General features: G+C 56.9%; 16 protein-coding genes. 8 read left to right on the forward strand and 8 right to left on the reverse strand.

Going from position 1 to position 17,532, the window contains the following annotated elements; genetic code table 11:
- The first annotated feature begins 177 nt into the window (after positions 1-177).
- From AC2TEM_RS04185 to AC2TEM_RS04205, 5 genes are all read left to right on the forward strand, one after another.
- Entirely contained in the window at positions 178-1,497 is a 1,320-nt protein-coding gene (locus tag AC2TEM_RS04185; protein WP_170421022.1) for a glutamine synthetase family protein, read from the forward strand.
- 58 nt (positions 1,498-1,555) lie between these two features.
- Positions 1,556-2,236 carry a type 1 glutamine amidotransferase gene (locus AC2TEM_RS04190; RefSeq protein ID WP_170421020.1) on the forward strand — a complete coding sequence of 227 codons (681 nt, stop codon included), beginning with the start codon at positions 1,556-1,558 and terminating at the stop codon, positions 2,234-2,236.
- Positions 2,236-3,594: a glutamine synthetase family protein gene (locus AC2TEM_RS04195; RefSeq protein WP_170393610.1), complete on the forward strand. Its 1,359-nt coding sequence runs from the start codon at positions 2,236-2,238 to the stop codon at positions 3,592-3,594. The genes AC2TEM_RS04190 and AC2TEM_RS04195 overlap by 1 nt, the downstream gene beginning before the upstream one ends.
- Positions 3,595-3,606: 12 nt before the next feature.
- Positions 3,607-4,911, forward strand: coding sequence for an NAD(P)/FAD-dependent oxidoreductase (locus AC2TEM_RS04200; RefSeq protein ID WP_170421018.1), 1,305 nt, complete (start codon positions 3,607-3,609; stop codon positions 4,909-4,911).
- A 112-nt stretch (positions 4,912-5,023) separates the two neighbouring features.
- Complete coding sequence (locus AC2TEM_RS04205; RefSeq protein ID WP_170421016.1) at positions 5,024-6,223, forward strand: aminotransferase class I/II-fold pyridoxal phosphate-dependent enzyme; 1,200 nt, start codon at positions 5,024-5,026, stop codon at positions 6,221-6,223.
- A gap of 9 nt (positions 6,224-6,232) precedes the next feature.
- Here the strand turns inward: AC2TEM_RS04205 and AC2TEM_RS04210 are convergent, their stop codons facing one another.
- The 4 genes from AC2TEM_RS04210 to AC2TEM_RS04225 all read right to left on the reverse strand — a co-directional run bounded on the left by AC2TEM_RS04210 (position 6,233) and on the right by AC2TEM_RS04225 (position 10,070).
- Complete coding sequence (locus tag AC2TEM_RS04210; protein WP_170421014.1) at positions 6,233-6,988, reverse strand: trypsin-like serine protease; 756 nt, start codon at positions 6,986-6,988, stop codon at positions 6,233-6,235.
- 8 nt (positions 6,989-6,996) lie between these two features.
- Positions 6,997-7,551 carry a polyhydroxyalkanoate synthesis repressor PhaR gene (gene phaR / locus AC2TEM_RS04215; RefSeq protein WP_170421012.1) on the reverse strand — a complete coding sequence of 185 codons (555 nt, stop codon included), beginning with the start codon at positions 7,549-7,551 and terminating at the stop codon, positions 6,997-6,999.
- A 137-nt stretch (positions 7,552-7,688) separates the two neighbouring features.
- Positions 7,689-8,135 (reverse strand): phasin family protein, encoded by a 447-nt coding sequence (locus tag AC2TEM_RS04220; protein WP_029621740.1) that lies wholly within the window; start codon positions 8,133-8,135, stop codon positions 7,689-7,691.
- A gap of 132 nt (positions 8,136-8,267) precedes the next feature.
- The gene (locus AC2TEM_RS04225; protein ID WP_170421010.1) at positions 8,268-10,070 is read right to left on the reverse strand and encodes a class I poly(R)-hydroxyalkanoic acid synthase; all 1,803 of its coding nucleotides are present in this window, start codon (positions 10,068-10,070) and stop codon (positions 8,268-8,270) included.
- A gap of 111 nt (positions 10,071-10,181) precedes the next feature.
- Here AC2TEM_RS04225 and phaZ point away from each other — a divergent pair, with 111 nt between their 5' ends.
- Positions 10,182-11,453 carry a polyhydroxyalkanoate depolymerase gene (gene phaZ / locus AC2TEM_RS04230; protein ID WP_170404873.1) on the forward strand — a complete coding sequence of 424 codons (1,272 nt, stop codon included), beginning with the start codon at positions 10,182-10,184 and terminating at the stop codon, positions 11,451-11,453.
- Positions 11,450-12,034, forward strand: a complete 585-nt coding sequence (locus tag AC2TEM_RS04235) for a DUF6151 family protein (protein ID WP_170421008.1) — start codon at positions 11,450-11,452, stop codon at positions 12,032-12,034. Before phaZ ends, AC2TEM_RS04235 begins: the two co-directional genes overlap by 4 nt.
- Here the strand turns inward: AC2TEM_RS04235 and AC2TEM_RS04240 are convergent.
- The 4 genes from AC2TEM_RS04240 to AC2TEM_RS04255 form a co-directional block, all read right to left on the reverse strand.
- Positions 12,031-12,741 (reverse strand): alpha/beta fold hydrolase, encoded by a 711-nt coding sequence (locus AC2TEM_RS04240; RefSeq protein WP_170421006.1) that lies wholly within the window; start codon positions 12,739-12,741, stop codon positions 12,031-12,033. The genes AC2TEM_RS04235 and AC2TEM_RS04240 overlap by 4 nt on opposite strands.
- Before the next feature lie 73 nt (positions 12,742-12,814).
- Positions 12,815-13,429 (reverse strand): hypothetical protein, encoded by a 615-nt coding sequence (locus AC2TEM_RS04245; protein ID WP_170422415.1) that lies wholly within the window; start codon positions 13,427-13,429, stop codon positions 12,815-12,817.
- 20 nt (positions 13,430-13,449) lie between these two features.
- Positions 13,450-14,457 (reverse strand): alpha/beta fold hydrolase, encoded by a 1,008-nt coding sequence (locus AC2TEM_RS04250; RefSeq protein ID WP_170421004.1) that lies wholly within the window; start codon positions 14,455-14,457, stop codon positions 13,450-13,452.
- Positions 14,457-15,206, reverse strand: a complete 750-nt coding sequence (locus tag AC2TEM_RS04255) for an alpha/beta fold hydrolase (RefSeq protein WP_170393631.1) — start codon at positions 15,204-15,206, stop codon at positions 14,457-14,459. The genes AC2TEM_RS04250 and AC2TEM_RS04255 overlap by 1 nt, the downstream gene beginning before the upstream one ends.
- A gap of 216 nt (positions 15,207-15,422) precedes the next feature.
- Here AC2TEM_RS04255 and thrS point away from each other — a divergent pair, with 216 nt between their 5' ends.
- The gene (gene thrS, locus AC2TEM_RS04260) at positions 15,423-17,381 is read left to right on the forward strand and encodes a threonine--tRNA ligase (RefSeq protein ID WP_170421002.1); all 1,959 of its coding nucleotides are present in this window, start codon (positions 15,423-15,425) and stop codon (positions 17,379-17,381) included.
- Positions 17,382-17,532: the final 151 nt, after the last annotated feature.

Genomic DNA, 17,532 nt, shown 5'->3' on the forward strand with positions numbered 1-17,532 from the left:
ATCGGGCACTTGAATGTTGTACAACTCGGAAGACAGCGGTCTCGACCACTGTACAAGTCGGTTGATTTTCAACATCGCGCCCCACCGCAAGCGACGCCTATTCGTAATTTGATCAAATTTCGTGACAAGACGCTAATCCTGATTTAAACCTCTCGTGACTAGACCACGGAGCCCCCTATGGACCTGAGCGCCCTGCATACATTCCGCGTCGCCGCCTGTGACCTCAACGGTCAGATGCGTGGCAAACGCGTGCCGCCCTCATACGGTGCCAAGTTGGACAAAGGCGCCGTGCGCATGCCGTTCTCTGCGCTCAATGTCGATCTCTGGGGCGCTGATATCGAAGGCAGCCCGCTTGTCTTCGAAAGCGGTGATGCAGATGGTGTGTTGCGCCCCACCGGGCGTGGTCCGATTCCCATGCCCTGGCTGGATACACCCACCGCGCTGGTGCCCATGTGCCTGTACCACGATGACGGCATGCCTTTTGCGGGCGATCCGAGACACGCGCTTTCTGCGGTTCTAGATCGATTTTCCGAACGGGGCTGGTCGGTCATCGCCGCCACCGAACTCGAGTTCACTCTGCTTGACGCCTCAGGCGACCAACCGCAGCCTCCGATCAACCCGGTCACGCGCCGCAGGCTGCGGGACGAAGCCGTTCTGTCGATGGCCGAAATGGACGCGTTTGATGCGTTCTTCACCGATCTCTATGATGGTTGCGCCGCTATGGGTATTCCCGCTCAGACTGCAATATCTGAAAGCGGGATCGGTCAGTTCGAGATCAATCTGAACCATCAGGACGCCATGCGCTGCGCCGATGATACGTGGCTTTTCAAGACCTTGGCGCGTGGCGTGGCCCGCAAGCATGGCTTCACAGCGACCTTCATGTCCAAGCCCTATGCCGAGGATGCGGGTAACGGAATGCATGTGCATTTCTCGATCGTCGATGTCGATGGACGCAATGTCTTCGATGACGGAGGGGCCGAGGGAACCGATGAACTGCGCTCGGCGGTTGCCGGATGTCTGACCGCGATGCCCGGCTCTACGCTGATCTTCGCTCCCCATGGCAATTCTTACACGCGCCTGGTGCCTGGTGCCCATGCACCCACCGGAGCAAGCTGGGCCTATGAAAACCGCACGGCGGCCCTGCGCATTCCGGGTGGTGCCCCTGCCGCCCGACGGATCGAACATCGCGTTGCTGGCGGTGACATCAACCCCTATCTCATGCTGGCCGCAGTTCTGGGCGCGGCAATGGTTGGGATCGAGGATGGCCTGCGACCGCCCAGCCCGATTTCGGGCAATGCCTATGAGTTGACCGATCTGCCGCAGCTGGCAGCCGACTGGCCGTCGGCCATCTCTGCTTTCGAAACTGACCCGGTAGTTGCGCGCATTTTCCCGGACGATTTGATCCGCAACCTGGTAATGACCAAACGGCAGGAAATTGCACGCTTCGCGTCCCACCCCCCTGACGAGCACTGGCTCAGCTATCTTGAGAGCGTTTGAACCTCTTGCCCAGCTCGCTTCGCTCCGTTAGAATAAATTTGATCAAATTTGGTGAACTATGAAAATCGGCATCCTTGTAACCGGCCACCCACCCGATGAATTGCATGAACAATTCGGGGAATATGATGGCATGTTTCGCGCATTACTGGGTGGGAACGGCTTTGAATTCCAAACATACGCAGTGGTCGATGGTGAGTTTCCGGAAGACGCGCATCAGGCCGACGGGTGGATCATCACCGGATCTCGTCATGGCGCATACGAAGATCACGCTTGGATTCCCCCGCTTGAACAGCTGATCCGGGATATTCAGAAGACAGGAAACCCCTTGATTGGTGTTTGCTTTGGCCATCAAATCATCGCACAAGCGCTTGGTGGAAAAGTGGAAAAGTTTGATGGTGGCTGGGCTGTAGGACGCACGGAATACAGCTTTGGCGATCAGACCGTCACCTTGAATGCTTGGCATCAGGATCAAGTGACCAAACTGCCCGCAGGTGCGGTGGTCACCGGTACGAATGACTTTTGCCAATACGCCATGGTCACCTATGGCGATACGATCTGGACCGTGCAGGCCCATCCTGAATATGGAAATGACTTCATACAGGGCTTGATGGAGACCCGAGGCAAAGGCGTGGTTCCCGATGCGTTGATGCAGGCGGCAGCGAACCGAAAAGATGCCCCGGATGATAATGCCAAAATCGGACACCACATGGCAGAGTTCCTAAAGAAAGTGAGGGCCTGATGGCCGACTGGACAGATCAGCTGCCTGAGGCGGCGCGCACCTACTTTGAAGGCAAACGGCTGGATGAGGTTGAATGCATCATCTCTGACCTGCCCGGCATCGCCCGCGGCAAGGCGGTCCCGGCGTCAAAGTTTGCCAAGCAATCCTATTTTCACCTACCCGACAGCATTTTCTACCAGACCATCACAGGGGATTGGGGCGAAGCTGCAGGTGAGGACGGTTTCATTGAGCGGGACATGATCCTGAAACCCGACTTCTCAACTGCGTCGGCCGCTCCTTGGACGGGCGACTGGACCTTGCAGGTGATTCACGACGCGTTCGACCGAGATGGCGAACCGATCCCTTTCAGCCCCCGCAATGTGCTCAAACGCGTTGTGAAGATGTATCACGACAAAGGTTGGAAGCCGGTTGTCGCCCCCGAGATGGAATTTTTTCTTGTCGCGCCGAATGTAGATCCCGCGCAAGGGATCAAGCCGATGATGGGTCGCTCGGGCCGACCTGCGGCGGCGCGGCAGGCTTACTCGATGACAGCGGTCGATGAATTCGGGCCGGTGATCGACGACATCTACGACTTTGCCGAGTTTCAGGGGTTTGAGATCGACGGGATCACGCAAGAAGGCGGTGCCGGACAACTAGAGATCAACCTGCGTCATGGCGATCCGGTGAAGCTGGCGGACGAGGTATTTTACTTCAAACGTCTGATCCGCGAAGCCGCGTTGCGTCACAACTGCTTTGCTACGTTCATGGCAAAACCGATCGAAGATGAGCCGGGGTCGGCCATGCACATCCATCACTCGATCATCGAAAAAGAAACAGGACAGAACATCTTCTCCGGCCCACAAGGTGGCGAGACGGATGCGTTTTATCACTTCATCGCCGGCTTGCAGAACCACCTGCCTGCAGGGCTGGCGGTGATGGCGCCGTATGTGAATTCTTATCGCCGCTATGTCAAAGACCATGCGGCCCCGATTAATCTGGAGTGGGCACGCGACAATCGCACAACTGGCATTCGCGTACCTCTGTCCGGCCCCGAGGCGCGCCGGGTCGAAAACCGCATCGCAGGCATGGACTGCAACCCCTATCTGGGCATCGCATTGTCGTTGGCCTGCGGCTATTTGGGCCTGACTCAGCAAGAGCGCCCACGCCGCCAATTCTATGGCGACGCCTATGAAGGCGACGGCGACATTCCTCAGATCATGGGTGAAGCTCTGGATCTGTTTGATGAAGCCACTGCCCTGCACGAAGTTCTGGGTCCCGAGTTCGCCCGTGTCTACGGCATCGTCAAACGTGCTGAGTACGAAGAGTTCCTGCAGGTCATTTCCCCGTGGGAACGCGAGCATCTGCTGATGAACGTCTAGGGCAAAGACGCGATGAACCTGCTGTACTCTAATGACCGCAAGGCGGAGTACCCGCCAAGCTGGTATGCCGCGACGGCGCACGCCTTTGACCGCCACCCGGCGCTTGAAGGCGACCATACCGCAGACGTCTGCATTGTCGGAGGCGGATACACGGGCCTTTCGGCAGCATTGCACCTGGCTGAGGCTGGGTTCGATGTCGTCCTGCTGGAAGCTCATCGCGCGGGCTTTGGGGCTTCGGGTCGCAACGGAGGCCAACTGGGCAGCGCGCAGCGTTTGGATCAAGAGGATCTTGAACGGCTTGTCGGCGATGAAGATGCGTTAAAGCTTTGGGATCTGGCCGAAGAAGCCAAGGATCTGGTCAAATCTCTTATCTCAAAACATCAGATCGATTGCGACCTGAAGCCCGGCATTGCGGTTCTGGGCTTTAACAACTCGGAGCGCGCAGAGCTACATGATCACGCGGCGCATCTGACGGGTAAATACAAATACGACCAAATCGAAACTTTAGATGCCGATGCCGCGCGCGGGCTTTGCCCCTCACCAGCCTATGCAGGTGGGTATCTGGACAATGGTGCCGCGCACCTACACCCGTTGAACTACGCCCTCGGCCTTGCGCGCGCCGCTGTCAGAGCCGGGTTACGACTGCATGAAGAGACCGAGGTTCTTGGCATCGATCAGGGCGCTCGTGTCACTGTACGCACGGAAAAGGGCAAGATCACTGCCGATCACGTTATTCTGGCCTGCAACGGATACCTCGGAGATCTGAACCGGCAAGTTGCATCGCGCGTGATGCCAATCAACAATTTCATCGCGGCAACCGAACCTTTGGGCGCTGAAGTGCAAAAAGTTTTGGCCAAAGATATCGCCGTTGCTGACACCAAGTTCGTGATAAACTATTTCCGGCTAAGCGCCGATGGCAGGCTGCTGTTTGGGGGTGGCGAAAGTTATGGTTATCGTTTCCCCGAGGACATCGCCGCAAAAGTCCGCAAGCCGATGACCGAGATTTTTCCGCATCTGCGTGACGTCAAAATCGACTACGCATGGGGCGGAACGCTGGGCATCACCATGCGGCGCATGCCCTATTTGACCCGGGTTGCGCCAAATATCCTGTCCGCCTCGGGTTATTCTGGCCACGGCGTCGGCACCGCGACCCATGCGGGGCAACTCATGGCGTTGGCGATCCAGGGGCAGGCTGAGGGGTTCGATACCATGGCCCGCGTTCCTGCAGTGCCCTTCCCGGGTGGTCCTGCTTTGCGGACGCCGTTGCTGATACTGGCCATGACTTGGTATGCGCTGCGTGACAGGCTGGGTATCTGAACACATTCTTTACGACGAATTGGTGAAATCTCGCTGACGATGCGAATTGGGACTTGGCTTGCCTGCACATCGAATTTATATTTCCCAAAGATAAAATTCGGGAAATCCAAATATGACGCTTGTACCCAACGTTCATGAAGCCGAACCCATCCCCGCAGCCGCCCGAGACGCAATCGACGCCCTGATGAAGTCAGGCGATCTGTTTCGCTATACCGCACCTCAGGATGCGCCCGTTGCTCTTCTGGAAACAGAGTTTGCCGAACTGCTCGGCACAAAATACGCGCTGGCGGTCTCTTCCTGTTCTGCCGCGCTGTTTTTGTCGCTCAAGGCGCTTGGGCTGCCCCGCGATGCGCGGGTTCTGATCCCCGGATTTACCTTTGCCGCCGTGCCGTCATCGATTGTTCACGCGGATTGCATTCCGGTTCTGTGCGAGGTCGGGGACAATTATCGCGTCGATATGGCCGATTTCACGGCCAAGCTGGACAGCGTGCAGGCAGTGATCATCAGCCATATGCGCGGCCATACCTCGGACATGGACGCGATTATGGAGCTGTGTGAAGCGCGCGATATCCCGGTGATCGAAGACGCCGCCCACTCATTGGGCACAACCTGGCATGGGCGCAATATTGGCACCATCGGTAAGGTCGGCTGCTTCTCGTTCCAGTCCTATAAAATGATCAACGCAGGCGAAGGTGGCATTCTGGTCAGCGACGATGCGGATCTTGTAGCGCGCGCTGTCATCATGTCGGGCGCATACGAGCACAACTGGAAAAAGCACTCTGGCTCACCCGAGCTGGAACAGGCCTTTGCCAAATGGCAGAACCAGTTGCCACTGTATAACCTGCGTATGAGCAACCTCAGCGCTGCAGTCATTCGTCCGCAAATCCCCGAATTGGCACGCCGTGTCCGCGACGGGCTGGCAAACCATGACTATGTGGCTGATCGTCTGAACACATCGCCCTACATCGATGTCCCTGCCCCTCTGACACCCGAGCAGCGCGCACCGGATTCGATCCAATTCAATCTGGTTGACCTCAGCGACGATGAAATCCGCGCCTTTGCCGCCGCAGCCGAGGCACGCGGTGTCAAGGTGCAGGTCTTTGGACTGAGCAAGGATAACGCTCGTGCCTTCTGGAACTGGCAGTTCCTACCCGAACAGTTCGACCTGCCACAGACCCGTGCGATGCTGATGAAGGCCTGCGATGTACGTCTGCCCGTGCGTTTGACGCGCGATGAACTGGACGTAATCTCGGACATCCTGCTGGCTTCTGTTGGCGAGGTTGTTGGCCCGGTGCCAGTCTACGGGACCTGATCGTCAGTACTATTGCAGATCAAGGTCATGAACTGAAAGTAACAATGCGTCGATCCCGTCAGGGGTTGGCGCGACGCGCGACAAAATCCCGGCAACGGCAAGCCCGGTTTCTGTTTGCGTCAGAAACGGTGCACCGGAATCCCCCATCATGACAGGGCAGATCGCGCGCATCAGCCCCTGGCCGGCCTGTGCGGCATTACAGCTCTCGGTGCGACTGAGCACGTGGGGCCGCAATCCGGGATAGCCCGCGAACGTGCCCATCTGCGGGACAGTCCGGGAAATATCGAAAAAACCAACCTGCTCTCCAATTGGCTCGGCCAACTCCAACACGGCCCAATCCAGATCGGCGCGATTGTTGAATACACCGTCGCGCCCCTGTTCCGAATCCAGCCGATAGGCCAATACATTGGACACGGCGGCAGCCTCGCCGCGCTGATACCCTGCGGCAAACCGGATACTGGCCGGAGGAATCCAGCGGTTGCGCGCGCTGTTGTACAAGCAATGTGCCGCGGTCAAAACCAGCCGCTCAGACACCAGCACGCCTGTACAATGGGACCGCTGACTGCGGCTGGCAAAATTGACCCGGCCAATGGCGCGCCAGGGCGGGGTCGTTGCATCCAGAATTTCGCGCGCGCGAATCTCGTCGCAGCCCGCAGCCGTATCCCGACCCATTGTGCAGATAGGTTCCCACACGGATGTAAACTGGCCTTGGGCCTGTGCAGTCTGGGCCCAGATCAACGCGCCCAGAACAGACAGCCAGCGCATCGGTCAGGCTAGCTCAGCTTCGATAGTTTTTGCTGCAGCTCGGCAAGTTGCTTTTTGATGTCGTCCAAATCCTCTTTGGGTTCGGGCGATGTTTCTTGTTCATCATCCGGCCCCGACCAGTTCCCCGACAGACCACCGGTCATGGCTTTTAGAAAGGCCTTTTGCTGCGCTTGCATCGCCTCGAATCCCGGCATCTGGGACATCGGGTTCATGGCGCTCATGTTCTCCATCATCTTCGACTGGCTTTCGCGCAGCATCTCGAATGAGCTTTGCAGGAATTGCGGCATCATGCCCCCGCCCGGCACCATGTAGCTGCGCACCAGATCGTTCAGCACATTAATCGGCAGAACATTTTCGCCGCGGCTTTCGTGTTCGGCAATGATTTGAAGCAGATACTGACGGGTCAGGTCATCACCGGTTTTCAGGTCGATGATCTGAACCTCGCGACCATCGCGGATAAAACCCGCGATATCTTCGAGCGTCACGTAATCGCTGGTCTCGGTGTTATACAGCCGACGGCTTGCATAGCGCTTGATCAGCAGCGGTTTTTCCTGGTCCGACACCCTGTACCCTCCCCAAGGATGATGCGTTGCAGCAGAGGTTATGCGACTGCAGAACAAAAAGAAAGGGCAGGTCCTAAGACCCGCCCTGATGCGATCACACCGCTTGGGAGGAATGGGTGCTGCGTCGCAGAATTACCTTACTTGGCAGTTGCTGCTTTCTTGGCTGCAGCAGTTACCTCGTTGGTGGCTTTTTTGACGGCTGCGGTTGCATCTTCTGCAGCGTCTTTGCCAGCTGCCATCAGCAGCTCAACGGTTTCGGTCTGAACTTTTTTCGCGATTTCAGCGAAAGCAGCCAGGTTTTCAGCGGCAACTTCAGCCGACGCGCTTGCGAAGTCGGTTGCAGCTTTTGCGTAATCCGCAGGCTCGGTTTTTGCTTTCGACATCTCGGTCAGTTTGGCCAGGGTTTCTTTGGTCCATTTGTTCGAGATTTCAGCCGATTTCTCAGCTGCGTCCAGAGCAACACCCGACAGCTTTTCGTTCAGAGAAGCGGTCGATTTGAATGCGTCTTCCAGAGCGGTTGTGTCAACCGGGAACGCGCCCATCATGTCTTTCAGGGTCGCGGTAAAGTCTTGGGTCTTTGCCATTGTCCTAAATCCTTCTAGCCGTTCCGGGCCCACCCCGGTTCTCATCAGCTTGAAGGCAATATGATTGCTGCATCGCAGCATTGCAAGTTTTTTCTTGCTGCAGTGCAGAAATTTTTGAGTTTCAAAATGATATCAGCGGTTTGCCTTGACCAAAACATAGGTACCCGGAGCCGGGCAAAGGCGTGGATGATCCGAATCGCCAGTATCGCGCGCGGGAACCTGCTTGCCTGATCGCTTCTTTAACCACGCTTCCCACATCGGCCACCACGAACCTTCGTGGAAGTCAGCCTCTTTCAGCCATGTATCGGCATCACACTTCAGCTCAGGATTGGTATAGTGACCATATTTTTTCTTACTGGGCGGGTTCACAATGCCCGCGATGTGACCGGACTCGGACACCACAAAGGTCTTCGACTTCGCGCCCATCTGCTGCACCCCGCGATAACAATCCTTCCACGCGGCAATATGGTCTGTCTCGCAGGTGATCGCCATCAAAGGCACATCGACATCCTTGATATGCAGCTTATGGCCAAGCAATTCGAACCCTTCGTTGACGAAATCGTTGCTCTGACACAAACCGCGCAGATACTGGATCGCCATCCGACCTGGCAGGTTGGCCCCGTCGCCGTTCCAGTACAACAGGTCAAACGCTGGCGGTGTTTCACCCATCATGTAGCTGCGGATCGCCGGCGTATAGATGAGATCTCTGGATCGCAGGAAAGACATCGTTCGCCCGATGATCCATGCCTTTAGAATACCATCCTTCGAGACCTGTTCTTCGATGCCATCTACAAAGTCATTTTGCAGGAACGGCGTGAACTCCCCCTGCTCACCAAAGTCTGTCAGGGTGGTGAAGAAAGTGGCAGATTTGATCGACTTGTCGCCGCGCTGCTTCATCAGCGAAAGCGTCAGGCTCAGCGTCGTACCGGCGATGCAGTAACCCACTGCGTTGACCTGCTTGACCTTGCAGATTTTCTTCGCCTCTTCGATGGCGGTCAGGAACCCTTCCTGAATATAGTCCTCCATCCCAATATCGGCGTGTGAACTATCGGCATTCACCCAGCTGACCACAAACAGGGTATAGCCCTGCTCGGTCACCCATTTGATCAGGCTGTTCTGAGCCTTCAGGTCCAAGATATAGAACTTGTTGATCCATGGCGGGAACAGAACGATCGGCGTTTCGTGCACCGTCTCGGTCACCGGTTTATACTGGATCAGTTCCATCATTCGGTTGCGATAGACGACGTCGCCGGGTGTAGTTGCGATATTCCCGCCAATCTCAAAGGCACTTTCGTCAGCCAGCCTGACAACCATTTCGCCGTCATTGGCCTCAAGGTCCGACACGAGGTTCTCCAGCCCCTGTATCAGGGACTGCCCTTCGGTCTCGATGGCCTTTTCCAGCGCATCGGGGTTGGTGGCCAGAAAATTCGTTGGCGCCATCATATCTATGATCTGCTGCGAGAAATACTGCAGACGCTGCTTATCCTTGGTTTCCAGATCGTCAACCGATGCAACGGCCTGCGCGATCGCTTCGGCATTGGTTTGGTACTGCTGGCGAATGAGGCGAAAGTAGGGGTTGGTTTCCCACATTGGATTGGCAAACCGTTTATCTTTGGCAGCGGCTGGGGGTACATCCCCGTCGCTTTGGGTCATCGCTTTCTGCGCTTCCGCAAAGTTGAGAACCGATTTTCCCCAATACTCAATTTGCTGCTCCAACAGCTTTGTGGGGTTTTGAAACGCTTCAGCCCAATACGCAGTTGCTGCTTTTGCAAAAAGCTCTTGATTCGGGCCATCCAGAGCGGGGGTGTGCGGCGTTTTTCCGGCCATGACCTCGACCAGGCGTTTGGACAGTTCTTCTACTTTGCCCATATTTTCTTTAAGTCGTTCAATATGTTCTTCGGTCAGTTTTGGCGTCTGGTCTTCGGTAGTTGTCATTTTAACAATTCCCCCCTAGTCTCGCTGCTGTGCAGAATAACGTCGTTGGCGTCGGGGGGCAAAGCGGCGAATGGTCCGAATTCTCAGGCTGATACTCAGGAGGCACATTCGATGCGCTACATGATGACCTATGACCTGATGGAAACCATGCGTAACACCAACCAATGGCTTGGTGCAACCGCAAGCGCGATGGCATCCTACCCCCTGTTCTCGATGACACCCAACCCGGCCTTCAACTGGATGGCTGCATGGGGCGAAGTAACCGAGCGCACATTTCAGCGTATGGTCGTCAAGCCTGATTGGGGCATCCGCACCTTTACCTGCGAAGACGGCAAGGACCATTTGGTCGATATCACAACCGTGCTCGAGCGTCCTTTCGGCGACCTGATCCATTTCCGCGTTAATGGACGCAAAGAACAGCCGCGCAAGGTGCTGCTGGTTGCGCCGATGTCGGGGCATTACGCGACCCTGCTCCGCTCGACCGTCAAAAGCCTGCTTGTCAATTGTGAGGTCTACATTACCGATTGGCATAACGCGCGCGACATTCCCGTGTCCGAAGGCAAGTTCGATGTAGAGGATTACACGCTCTACCTTGTCGATTTTATGAAAGAGCTCGGCCCCGATACGCATGTTATTGCGGTTTGTCAGCCCGCACCGCTGACTCTGGCCGCAACCGCCTATCTGGCCGAGGTCGAGCCGAAGGCGCAGCCAAGTACCCTGACGCTGATCGGCGGTCCCGTCGACCCCGACGCAACTCCGACCGAAGTTACGGATTTTGGTCGCCGTGTTACGATGGGTCAGTTGGAAGAAACGATGATCCAGCGGGTTGGCTTTAAATACAAGGGCGTAGGCCGGATGGTGTATCCGGGCTTGCTACAACTGGCTTCGTTCATGTCAATGAATGCCGAACGTCACAGCAAGGCGTTCTCGGATCAGATCCAGCGCGTTATTCGTGACGAGGCATCCGACCACGATGCCCATAACCGGTTCTATGACGAATATCTGGCGGTGATGGACATGACTGCCGAGTTCTATCTTTCGACCGTTGAACGTGTCTTCAAAAACCGTGAGATCGCGCGCAACGAGTTCGTTGTAGCCGGCCACAAGGTAGATATCGGCAAGATCACTGATGTGGCTGTGAAATCGGTCGAAGGCACGAATGACGATATCTCAGCCCCCGGGCAATGCATTGCGGCGCTGGATTTATGCACGGGTCTGCCCGACAGCAAAAAGGCCAGCCATGTTGAACCCGGCGCGGGTCACTATGGCATTTTTGCGGGCCGCAGCTGGCGCGACAACATCCGTCCGCTAGTGATTGATTTCATGAATGAAAACAGCCGCAAACCCCGTCAACGAGCCGCCAATAGCAACAAAGTTGCATGAGCCGCGCAGCGGCAGGAGACCTTCCTTTCCGTTGCAATTGCGGTGCCCTTTCGGGGCGCATTGCTGAACACGGCGTCGTATCCGGCACTCATGTCGTGTGTTTTTGCCATGACTGCCGCGCGGCTCAGCTTTATTTTGAACAGCCCGACCCTGCGCCCGACCCAGTCGAGGTGTTTCAGATGTCACCGGAAGACATCAAGATCGATGCAGGGGTCGAGCACTTGGCAGCTATGCAACTTAGCCCTAAGGGCATGTTGCGGTGGTATGCCAGATGCTGCAACGCGCCGCTGGCCACGACGCCGACAACTCCAAAATTTCCGTTCGCGGGTTTTATCGTCAAACGTATTCCCCACCCCAGCAGTTTGGGTCCCATTACTACGCGTGGATTTGTGCCAAGGGCTGACGGCAAGCAGTCTCATGAGAAAATCCGCTATGCCGCTGTGGGTCTGCTTAAACGCGTACTAAAATCGCGTCTGTCCGGGAGCTGGAAGAAAACGCCATTCTTTGACTCTGAAACCGGTCGGCCGGTGGTGCAACCAACTGTTCTGACCAAGAACCAGCGCGCGGTTTTCTACGACTAGGTCAGCCGCAGTGGTTTCCGGAGCCAATCCTGCAGCATCGCAATCACGGATTCGGGTGCTTCCAGTGTCGGATAGTGCCCGGCCTCATCAATCACGCGCAACTCTGCATCCGGAATGAGATCAGCCATGAAGGTATTCTTGCGGACCGGATTCTCCGCATCATGGGCACCGCAAATGATCAGCGTGGGCATCCTGATCCGGCGCAGCGTGCCTTGTTGGTCCGGACGGCGTTGCAGGGTTCTTATCTGACGCACAAACACATCCGAGCCCAATTCCTCGGCCATCTGCAACACTTCGTTCAAAATCGGGATGCGTTGCGGACCGGGAGACAACATGTCCGAGCCGATCAGCTTGCGCATCACTTCGTCCAACCTCCCCGCCTGCGCGCCAACGATCAGGTCTTCGCGACTCGCCGCGATATGAGGTGTGTCGGCCTGCGCATCCGTCGCCAGCAAGGCCAGTCGTGTCACCCTCTCAGGTGCTCGCCGCACGATCTCAAGCGCGACGCCACCACCCAGACCAAACCCGCACAAAGCAAACCGGTGCGGCAGTTGATCCAGCAAGCCCGACGCGATCTCTTCGAACCGTTCACCGCCGGTGATTGGTGCGACCATAACTGCACGTTCACGCGACAGCGCGGTGATCTGCGCCTGAAACAACCGTGCATCGCACATCAATCCGGGTAGCAAAACCAACGGCTCGATCACCTCGGTGCCCTCCGCTCGTTGTTATTGTTTTGTTACAGGATGAGAGGTTTGCCAACAGCGGGCAAGCAAAACTTCACGGATAGCTGATCGCCCGAAACGGTGGGAAATCCGCATAGCGTTCCTGCCTTTGGCCCAGCGGGTCATCTGGCTCCGTCCCGGCCCGCAACAAGCAGCCGCGCGGGGCGATATAGCTGTCGATCCGCCGTACAGGCTTGGGCCGCCAGACCAGATTGAACGCGCATAGTTTGGGAAAGAACCAAATCTCGGAATAATCCAGATGGTCATGCATCCACCACGCCAAATCGCGCCAATCGCGCCCCTGCGCATAACAGTCTGCAAACCACGGAATTACCACCGACGCCCCTGCTACACGTGCGTCACCTTCGCCCCAATCCCAAATGTGGCACTCCAACGGGTTGTCATTGCGGGCACAGTTCAACCTGTTCTCGTTCCCGAACCGGTTCAGAGATCGCGAGCGATAGCCCGAGCGCACCGCGATACGACCAAAGGTTTCTTCCAGCGGATCCAGCAGGGTCTCGCAAAACGCGCGCCCGGTCTCGATCGCAAGATCAGGGTTGTCGGGAATATTTTGCAATGCGTGAAAGTTCCCGATCTCGGAATATAGAAAATCACGCATGAAAAAATGCCGGGATAGTCGCACGCGACCCAACGTCTCAAGGCTCCACATACTGCCCGGTCTACGCATATTCAGCCCCCGCTTTGCCTCTGAATCCCCTGCTCTGACAGCCACTCCAATATGCCCGCGACCGCCGCGTCGGTCTGACCCGGTGACATCAGACGCCCCGCGACCACGTGTGAGGCCGGATCATCCCCGGGCCCCATTGTCACCAATGAAACCATCGCCTGACCACCCCAGGTCTTGGCCACCTCATGCATTTTATCCGGACGCACCACCTGATCATCATCAGAAAACCAGAACAGCGCCGGAACCCGCGCGCCCGAGAAGTCCAGCGCATTGACCGCATCTACAAGGGCAAACATCGGCACGACCGCCTCCCACGGATAAACAGTTGTCCAAAAGATGTTCTTCTCGGGATCAGTGCTTGAGACATCCCGGTCCTGTCCCATCAAAGGCGGCAGCCAATGCCGGGCCCACGGCAAGGATGGTACCCAGGAACCAGCCGAGTTTACGCCAAAGTTCGGCGACACCAAAACCAACGCAGCCACATCAGTGCTCAGTTCCGTATCCATCGCAGCCGCGGCGGCCAATGTCGCCCCCGTTGATGTTGCGATCACAATGACTTGCTCACCAACAGCCCTGGCGGCAGCCAACGCCTCGGCGGTATCCTGCATCCAGCCCGACGCTGTACCTTCGGCCATTGCGTCCCCATCGCGGCCATGCCCCTGAAGCCTTGTGTAGACAAGGTTGGCACCCAACGCGTCCGCAACGCGATCAGGTACTGGCCTGATCTCCTCGGACGTGGCGGAAAACCCATGAATGTAGAGCACCGCAAAAGCTGTCCGCTGTTCAACAAAACCATCTTGCCAGACCACGCGCTTTTCAACACCTGGCACGATGTCATCATAGGCGGATTCGATGCTTTCAAAGTAAACCTGAACGCCTTCGCCAAATTTGCGCGGATCGAAACGCGGATGCAGGTCCACTGGCTCGCGCGGGCCAAAGGCGTAGATCAACACACCAACCAGCGTCAAACCCACCAGCACCCGCCCCAAAACCCAGCCGAGGCGACGCATCAGGTGCCTTCCAGGACTTCTCGCAGAGCCTGCTCAATCAGCCCGAGGCATCGCTCATCCGAGAACCTGTGATCCGCATCTTTGACCAGCAGCAGTTGCATGTCCGGACCAGTGGCATGATCCAGCAGGCGCACTGCCGTATCGGTCGAGACGGCCGTATCTGCTGTTCCCTGCAGGAGACGCACAGGGAAAGGCAGATCAAGCGAAGCGCGCAAAACCAACCGCTGCCGCCCATCCTCAATCATCCGCTTGGTGATGACGTAGGGCTCCATGTAGTCCGATGGCAGTTCCACATGTCCAACCGTCTCTAGTTCAGATTTCTGCTGGTCCGAAAACGACGCCCAATACCCATCCTCGGTAAAATCTGGGGCCGCCGCAATTGTCACCATACCTGCGATCCGTTCGGGCATGACACGCGCCAGCAACAGCGCTTGCCACCCGCCCATCGACGATCCCACAACAACCAGCGGACCATCAGTTAACCGAGAAACTGCAGCCAGCGTATCCTCGTGCCAGTCCCCGATACACCCGTCAGTAAAGGCGCCCGAGCTTTCACCGTGCCCCGAATAGTCAAACCGAAGGAACCCCTGCCCGCGCGCGCGAGCCCACGCTTCCAGATGCACCGCCTTGGTGCCCTCCATATCTGATTTCAAGCCACCTAGAAAAACGATGGTCGGCCCGCGCCCATCACTCTTGTGATACGCCAGACGTCGTCCCTGAGCGGTTTCCAGAAATTCTGCCTCTGCCATGCTACCCTCTTTGCTTGTCCGCCCATCATGCATGTCACGCACCTCTCTGCAATTGCCCGATCCTTCTTCATCTGACTAAAAATACCTCGGGGAGTGCGAGGGGCTGGCCCCTCGCTCCTGCCCTTGACACCTGTGTCCCCACCTGCCACATGAGCCGAGCATACATAACCCGCAACCGGGCGTTCAGTGGGCGCCAAACCGACGAGGAGAGCCGATATGGCCCTGGACTCACAGTCAGTCTCCCTTACCTTTCCCGATGGCAATTCCCGATCCTATGAAGCAGGCGTTACGCCCGCACAGGTCGCCGCCGACATCTCGACCTCGCTGGCGAAAAAAGCCATTTCTGCCACGGTGAACGGACAGCATTGGGACCTGCAATGGCCAATCGAAGCCGACGCGCAAATCGCTATTCACACCATGAAGGACGAGGCGCAAGCCAATGAGCTGATCCGACACGATCTGGCGCATGTCATGGCCCGCGCCGTGCAAGAGATTTGGCCCGCAACCAAGGTCACCATTGGCCCCGTCATCGAAAACGGCTGGTACTATGACTTTGACCGTGAGGAACCGTTTACGCCCGAAGATCTCGGCCTCATCGAGAAAAAGATGAAAGAGATCATCAACAAGCGTGACCCGGTGACCACCGAGGTCTGGGACCGCGATCGCGCGATCGAGTTCTACAAGGCCAATAATGAGCCCTATAAAGTTGAGCTGATCGAATCCATCCCGGGTGATGAACCACTGCGCATGTATTGGCACGGTCACTGGCAGGATCTCTGCCGTGGCCCGCACTTGCAGCATACCGGTCAACTGCCGGGCGACGCGTTCAAGCTGATGTCAATCGCCGGGGCTTATTGGCGCGGCGACAGCGACCGCGCAATGCTACAGCGCATCTATGGCGTGGCCTTCACCGGCAAGGAAAAGCTTAAGGCTCATCTGCACATGTTGGAAGAAGCCGCCAAGCGCGACCACCGCAAGCTGGGTCGCGAGATGGATTTGTTCCACATGCAGGAAGAGGCCCCGGGGCAGATTTTCTGGCACCCTAATGGCTGGACCATCTACACTCTTCTGCAAGATTACATGCGTCGGCAACAGCGCAAAGGTGGCTATGTTGAGGTCAACACCCCTCAGGTCGTCGATCGCAAGCTGTGGGTAGCCTCGGGTCATTGGGACAAATACCAAGAGAACATGTTCATCGTCGAAGTGGACGAGGAACATGCACGGGAAAAGGCGGTCAACGCCCTGAAACCGATGAACTGCCCCTGCCACGTGCAGATTTTCAATCAGGGTCTCAAATCCTACCGCGACCTTCCTCTGCGCATGGCCGAGTTCGGATCGTGTAACCGGTACGAACCTTCGGGCGCGCTGCACGGCATCATGCGCGTGCGTGGCTTTACCCAGGATGATGGCCATATCTTCTGCACCGAAGACCAGATCGAATCCGAAACCGCTGAGTTCATTCGGTTCCTGTCCGGGATCTACAAAGACCTCGGGTTTGAGAACTTCTCGGTCAAATTCTCGGATCGGCCGGAAAAACGCTCAGGATCGGACGAGGTCTGGGACAAGGCTGAAGCCGCCCTGCTCAGCGCAACTCGCGCAGCTGGGATCGAGCCGGAACTCAATCCGGGTGAAGGGGCATTCTACGGCCCGAAACTCGAGTTTGTTCTGACCGATGCGATCGGGCGGGATTGGCAATGCGGCACGCATCAGGTGGACTTTGTTCTGCCCGAGCGTTTGGACGCCACGTATATCGGCGCTGATGGTGGCAAACACCGCCCAGTTATGTTGCACCGCGCGACCTTGGGCTCGTTTGAACGTTTCATCGGCATTCTGATCGAAGAACACGCGGGCAAGCTGCCGTTCTGGCTGGCCCCGCGCCAGGTCGTTGTGGCCTCGATCACCTCCGAGGCCGATGAGTATGTGGCCGAAGTGGTCAGCACCCTTCGCGCAGCAGGCATCCGCGCCGAGGCGGATATTCGCAACGAGAAGATCAACTATAAAGTCCGCGAACATTCGGTTGGCAAAGTGCCGATCATTCTGGCCGTCGGTCACCGTGAAGTCGAAGATCGCACGGTCAGTGTCCGTCGCCTTGGCGAAAAACAGACGCAGGTCCAATCGCTTGAGGCTGTAACAAATGAGTTGAGCGTGGCTGCAACGCCCCCCGATCTGCTGTAACATTCGGCAGCAAACCGCTAGAAATCCGGCCCGGTATTTTGGGCCGGATTGAAACAAATATCATTTTTCAATTCAAAAACAATTTGTTAACGTTCAAGGGTGCATGACGACCTTTGACGGGGTTGTGAGACACGGGCTCGTGAATTCAACT

Source organism: Ruegeria sp. HKCCD3925, assembly GCF_057221175.1.

Bases quoted from the DNA above. Each gene is read 5' to 3' on its own strand.
- AC2TEM_RS04185 (WP_170421022.1), top strand. From the start codon at position 178: ATGGACCTGAGCGCCCTGCATACATTCCGCGTCGCCGCCTGTGACCTC.
- AC2TEM_RS04190 (WP_170421020.1), top strand. From the start codon at position 1,556: ATGAAAATCGGCATCCTTGTAACCGGCCACCCACCCGATGAATTGCAT.
- AC2TEM_RS04195 (WP_170393610.1), top strand. From the start codon at position 2,236: ATGGCCGACTGGACAGATCAGCTGCCTGAGGCGGCGCGCACCTACTTT.
- AC2TEM_RS04200 (WP_170421018.1), top strand. From the start codon at position 3,607: ATGAACCTGCTGTACTCTAATGACCGCAAGGCGGAGTACCCGCCAAGC.
- AC2TEM_RS04205 (WP_170421016.1), top strand. From the start codon at position 5,024: ATGACGCTTGTACCCAACGTTCATGAAGCCGAACCCATCCCCGCAGCC.
- AC2TEM_RS04210 (WP_170421014.1), bottom strand. From the start codon at position 6,988: ATGCGCTGGCTGTCTGTTCTGGGCGCGTTGATCTGGGCCCAGACTGCA.
- AC2TEM_RS04220 (WP_029621740.1), bottom strand. From the start codon at position 8,135: ATGGCAAAGACCCAAGACTTTACCGCGACCCTGAAAGACATGATGGGC.
- AC2TEM_RS04225 (WP_170421010.1), bottom strand. From the start codon at position 10,070: ATGACAACTACCGAAGACCAGACGCCAAAACTGACCGAAGAACATATT.
- phaZ (WP_170404873.1), top strand. From the start codon at position 10,182: ATGCGCTACATGATGACCTATGACCTGATGGAAACCATGCGTAACACC.
- AC2TEM_RS04235 (WP_170421008.1), top strand. From the start codon at position 11,450: ATGAGCCGCGCAGCGGCAGGAGACCTTCCTTTCCGTTGCAATTGCGGT.
- AC2TEM_RS04245 (WP_170422415.1), bottom strand. From the start codon at position 13,429: ATGTGGAGCCTTGAGACGTTGGGTCGCGTGCGACTATCCCGGCATTTT.
- AC2TEM_RS04250 (WP_170421004.1), bottom strand. From the start codon at position 14,457: ATGCGTCGCCTCGGCTGGGTTTTGGGGCGGGTGCTGGTGGGTTTGACG.
- AC2TEM_RS04255 (WP_170393631.1), bottom strand. From the start codon at position 15,206: ATGGCAGAGGCAGAATTTCTGGAAACCGCTCAGGGACGACGTCTGGCG.
- thrS (WP_170421002.1), top strand. From the start codon at position 15,423: ATGGCCCTGGACTCACAGTCAGTCTCCCTTACCTTTCCCGATGGCAAT.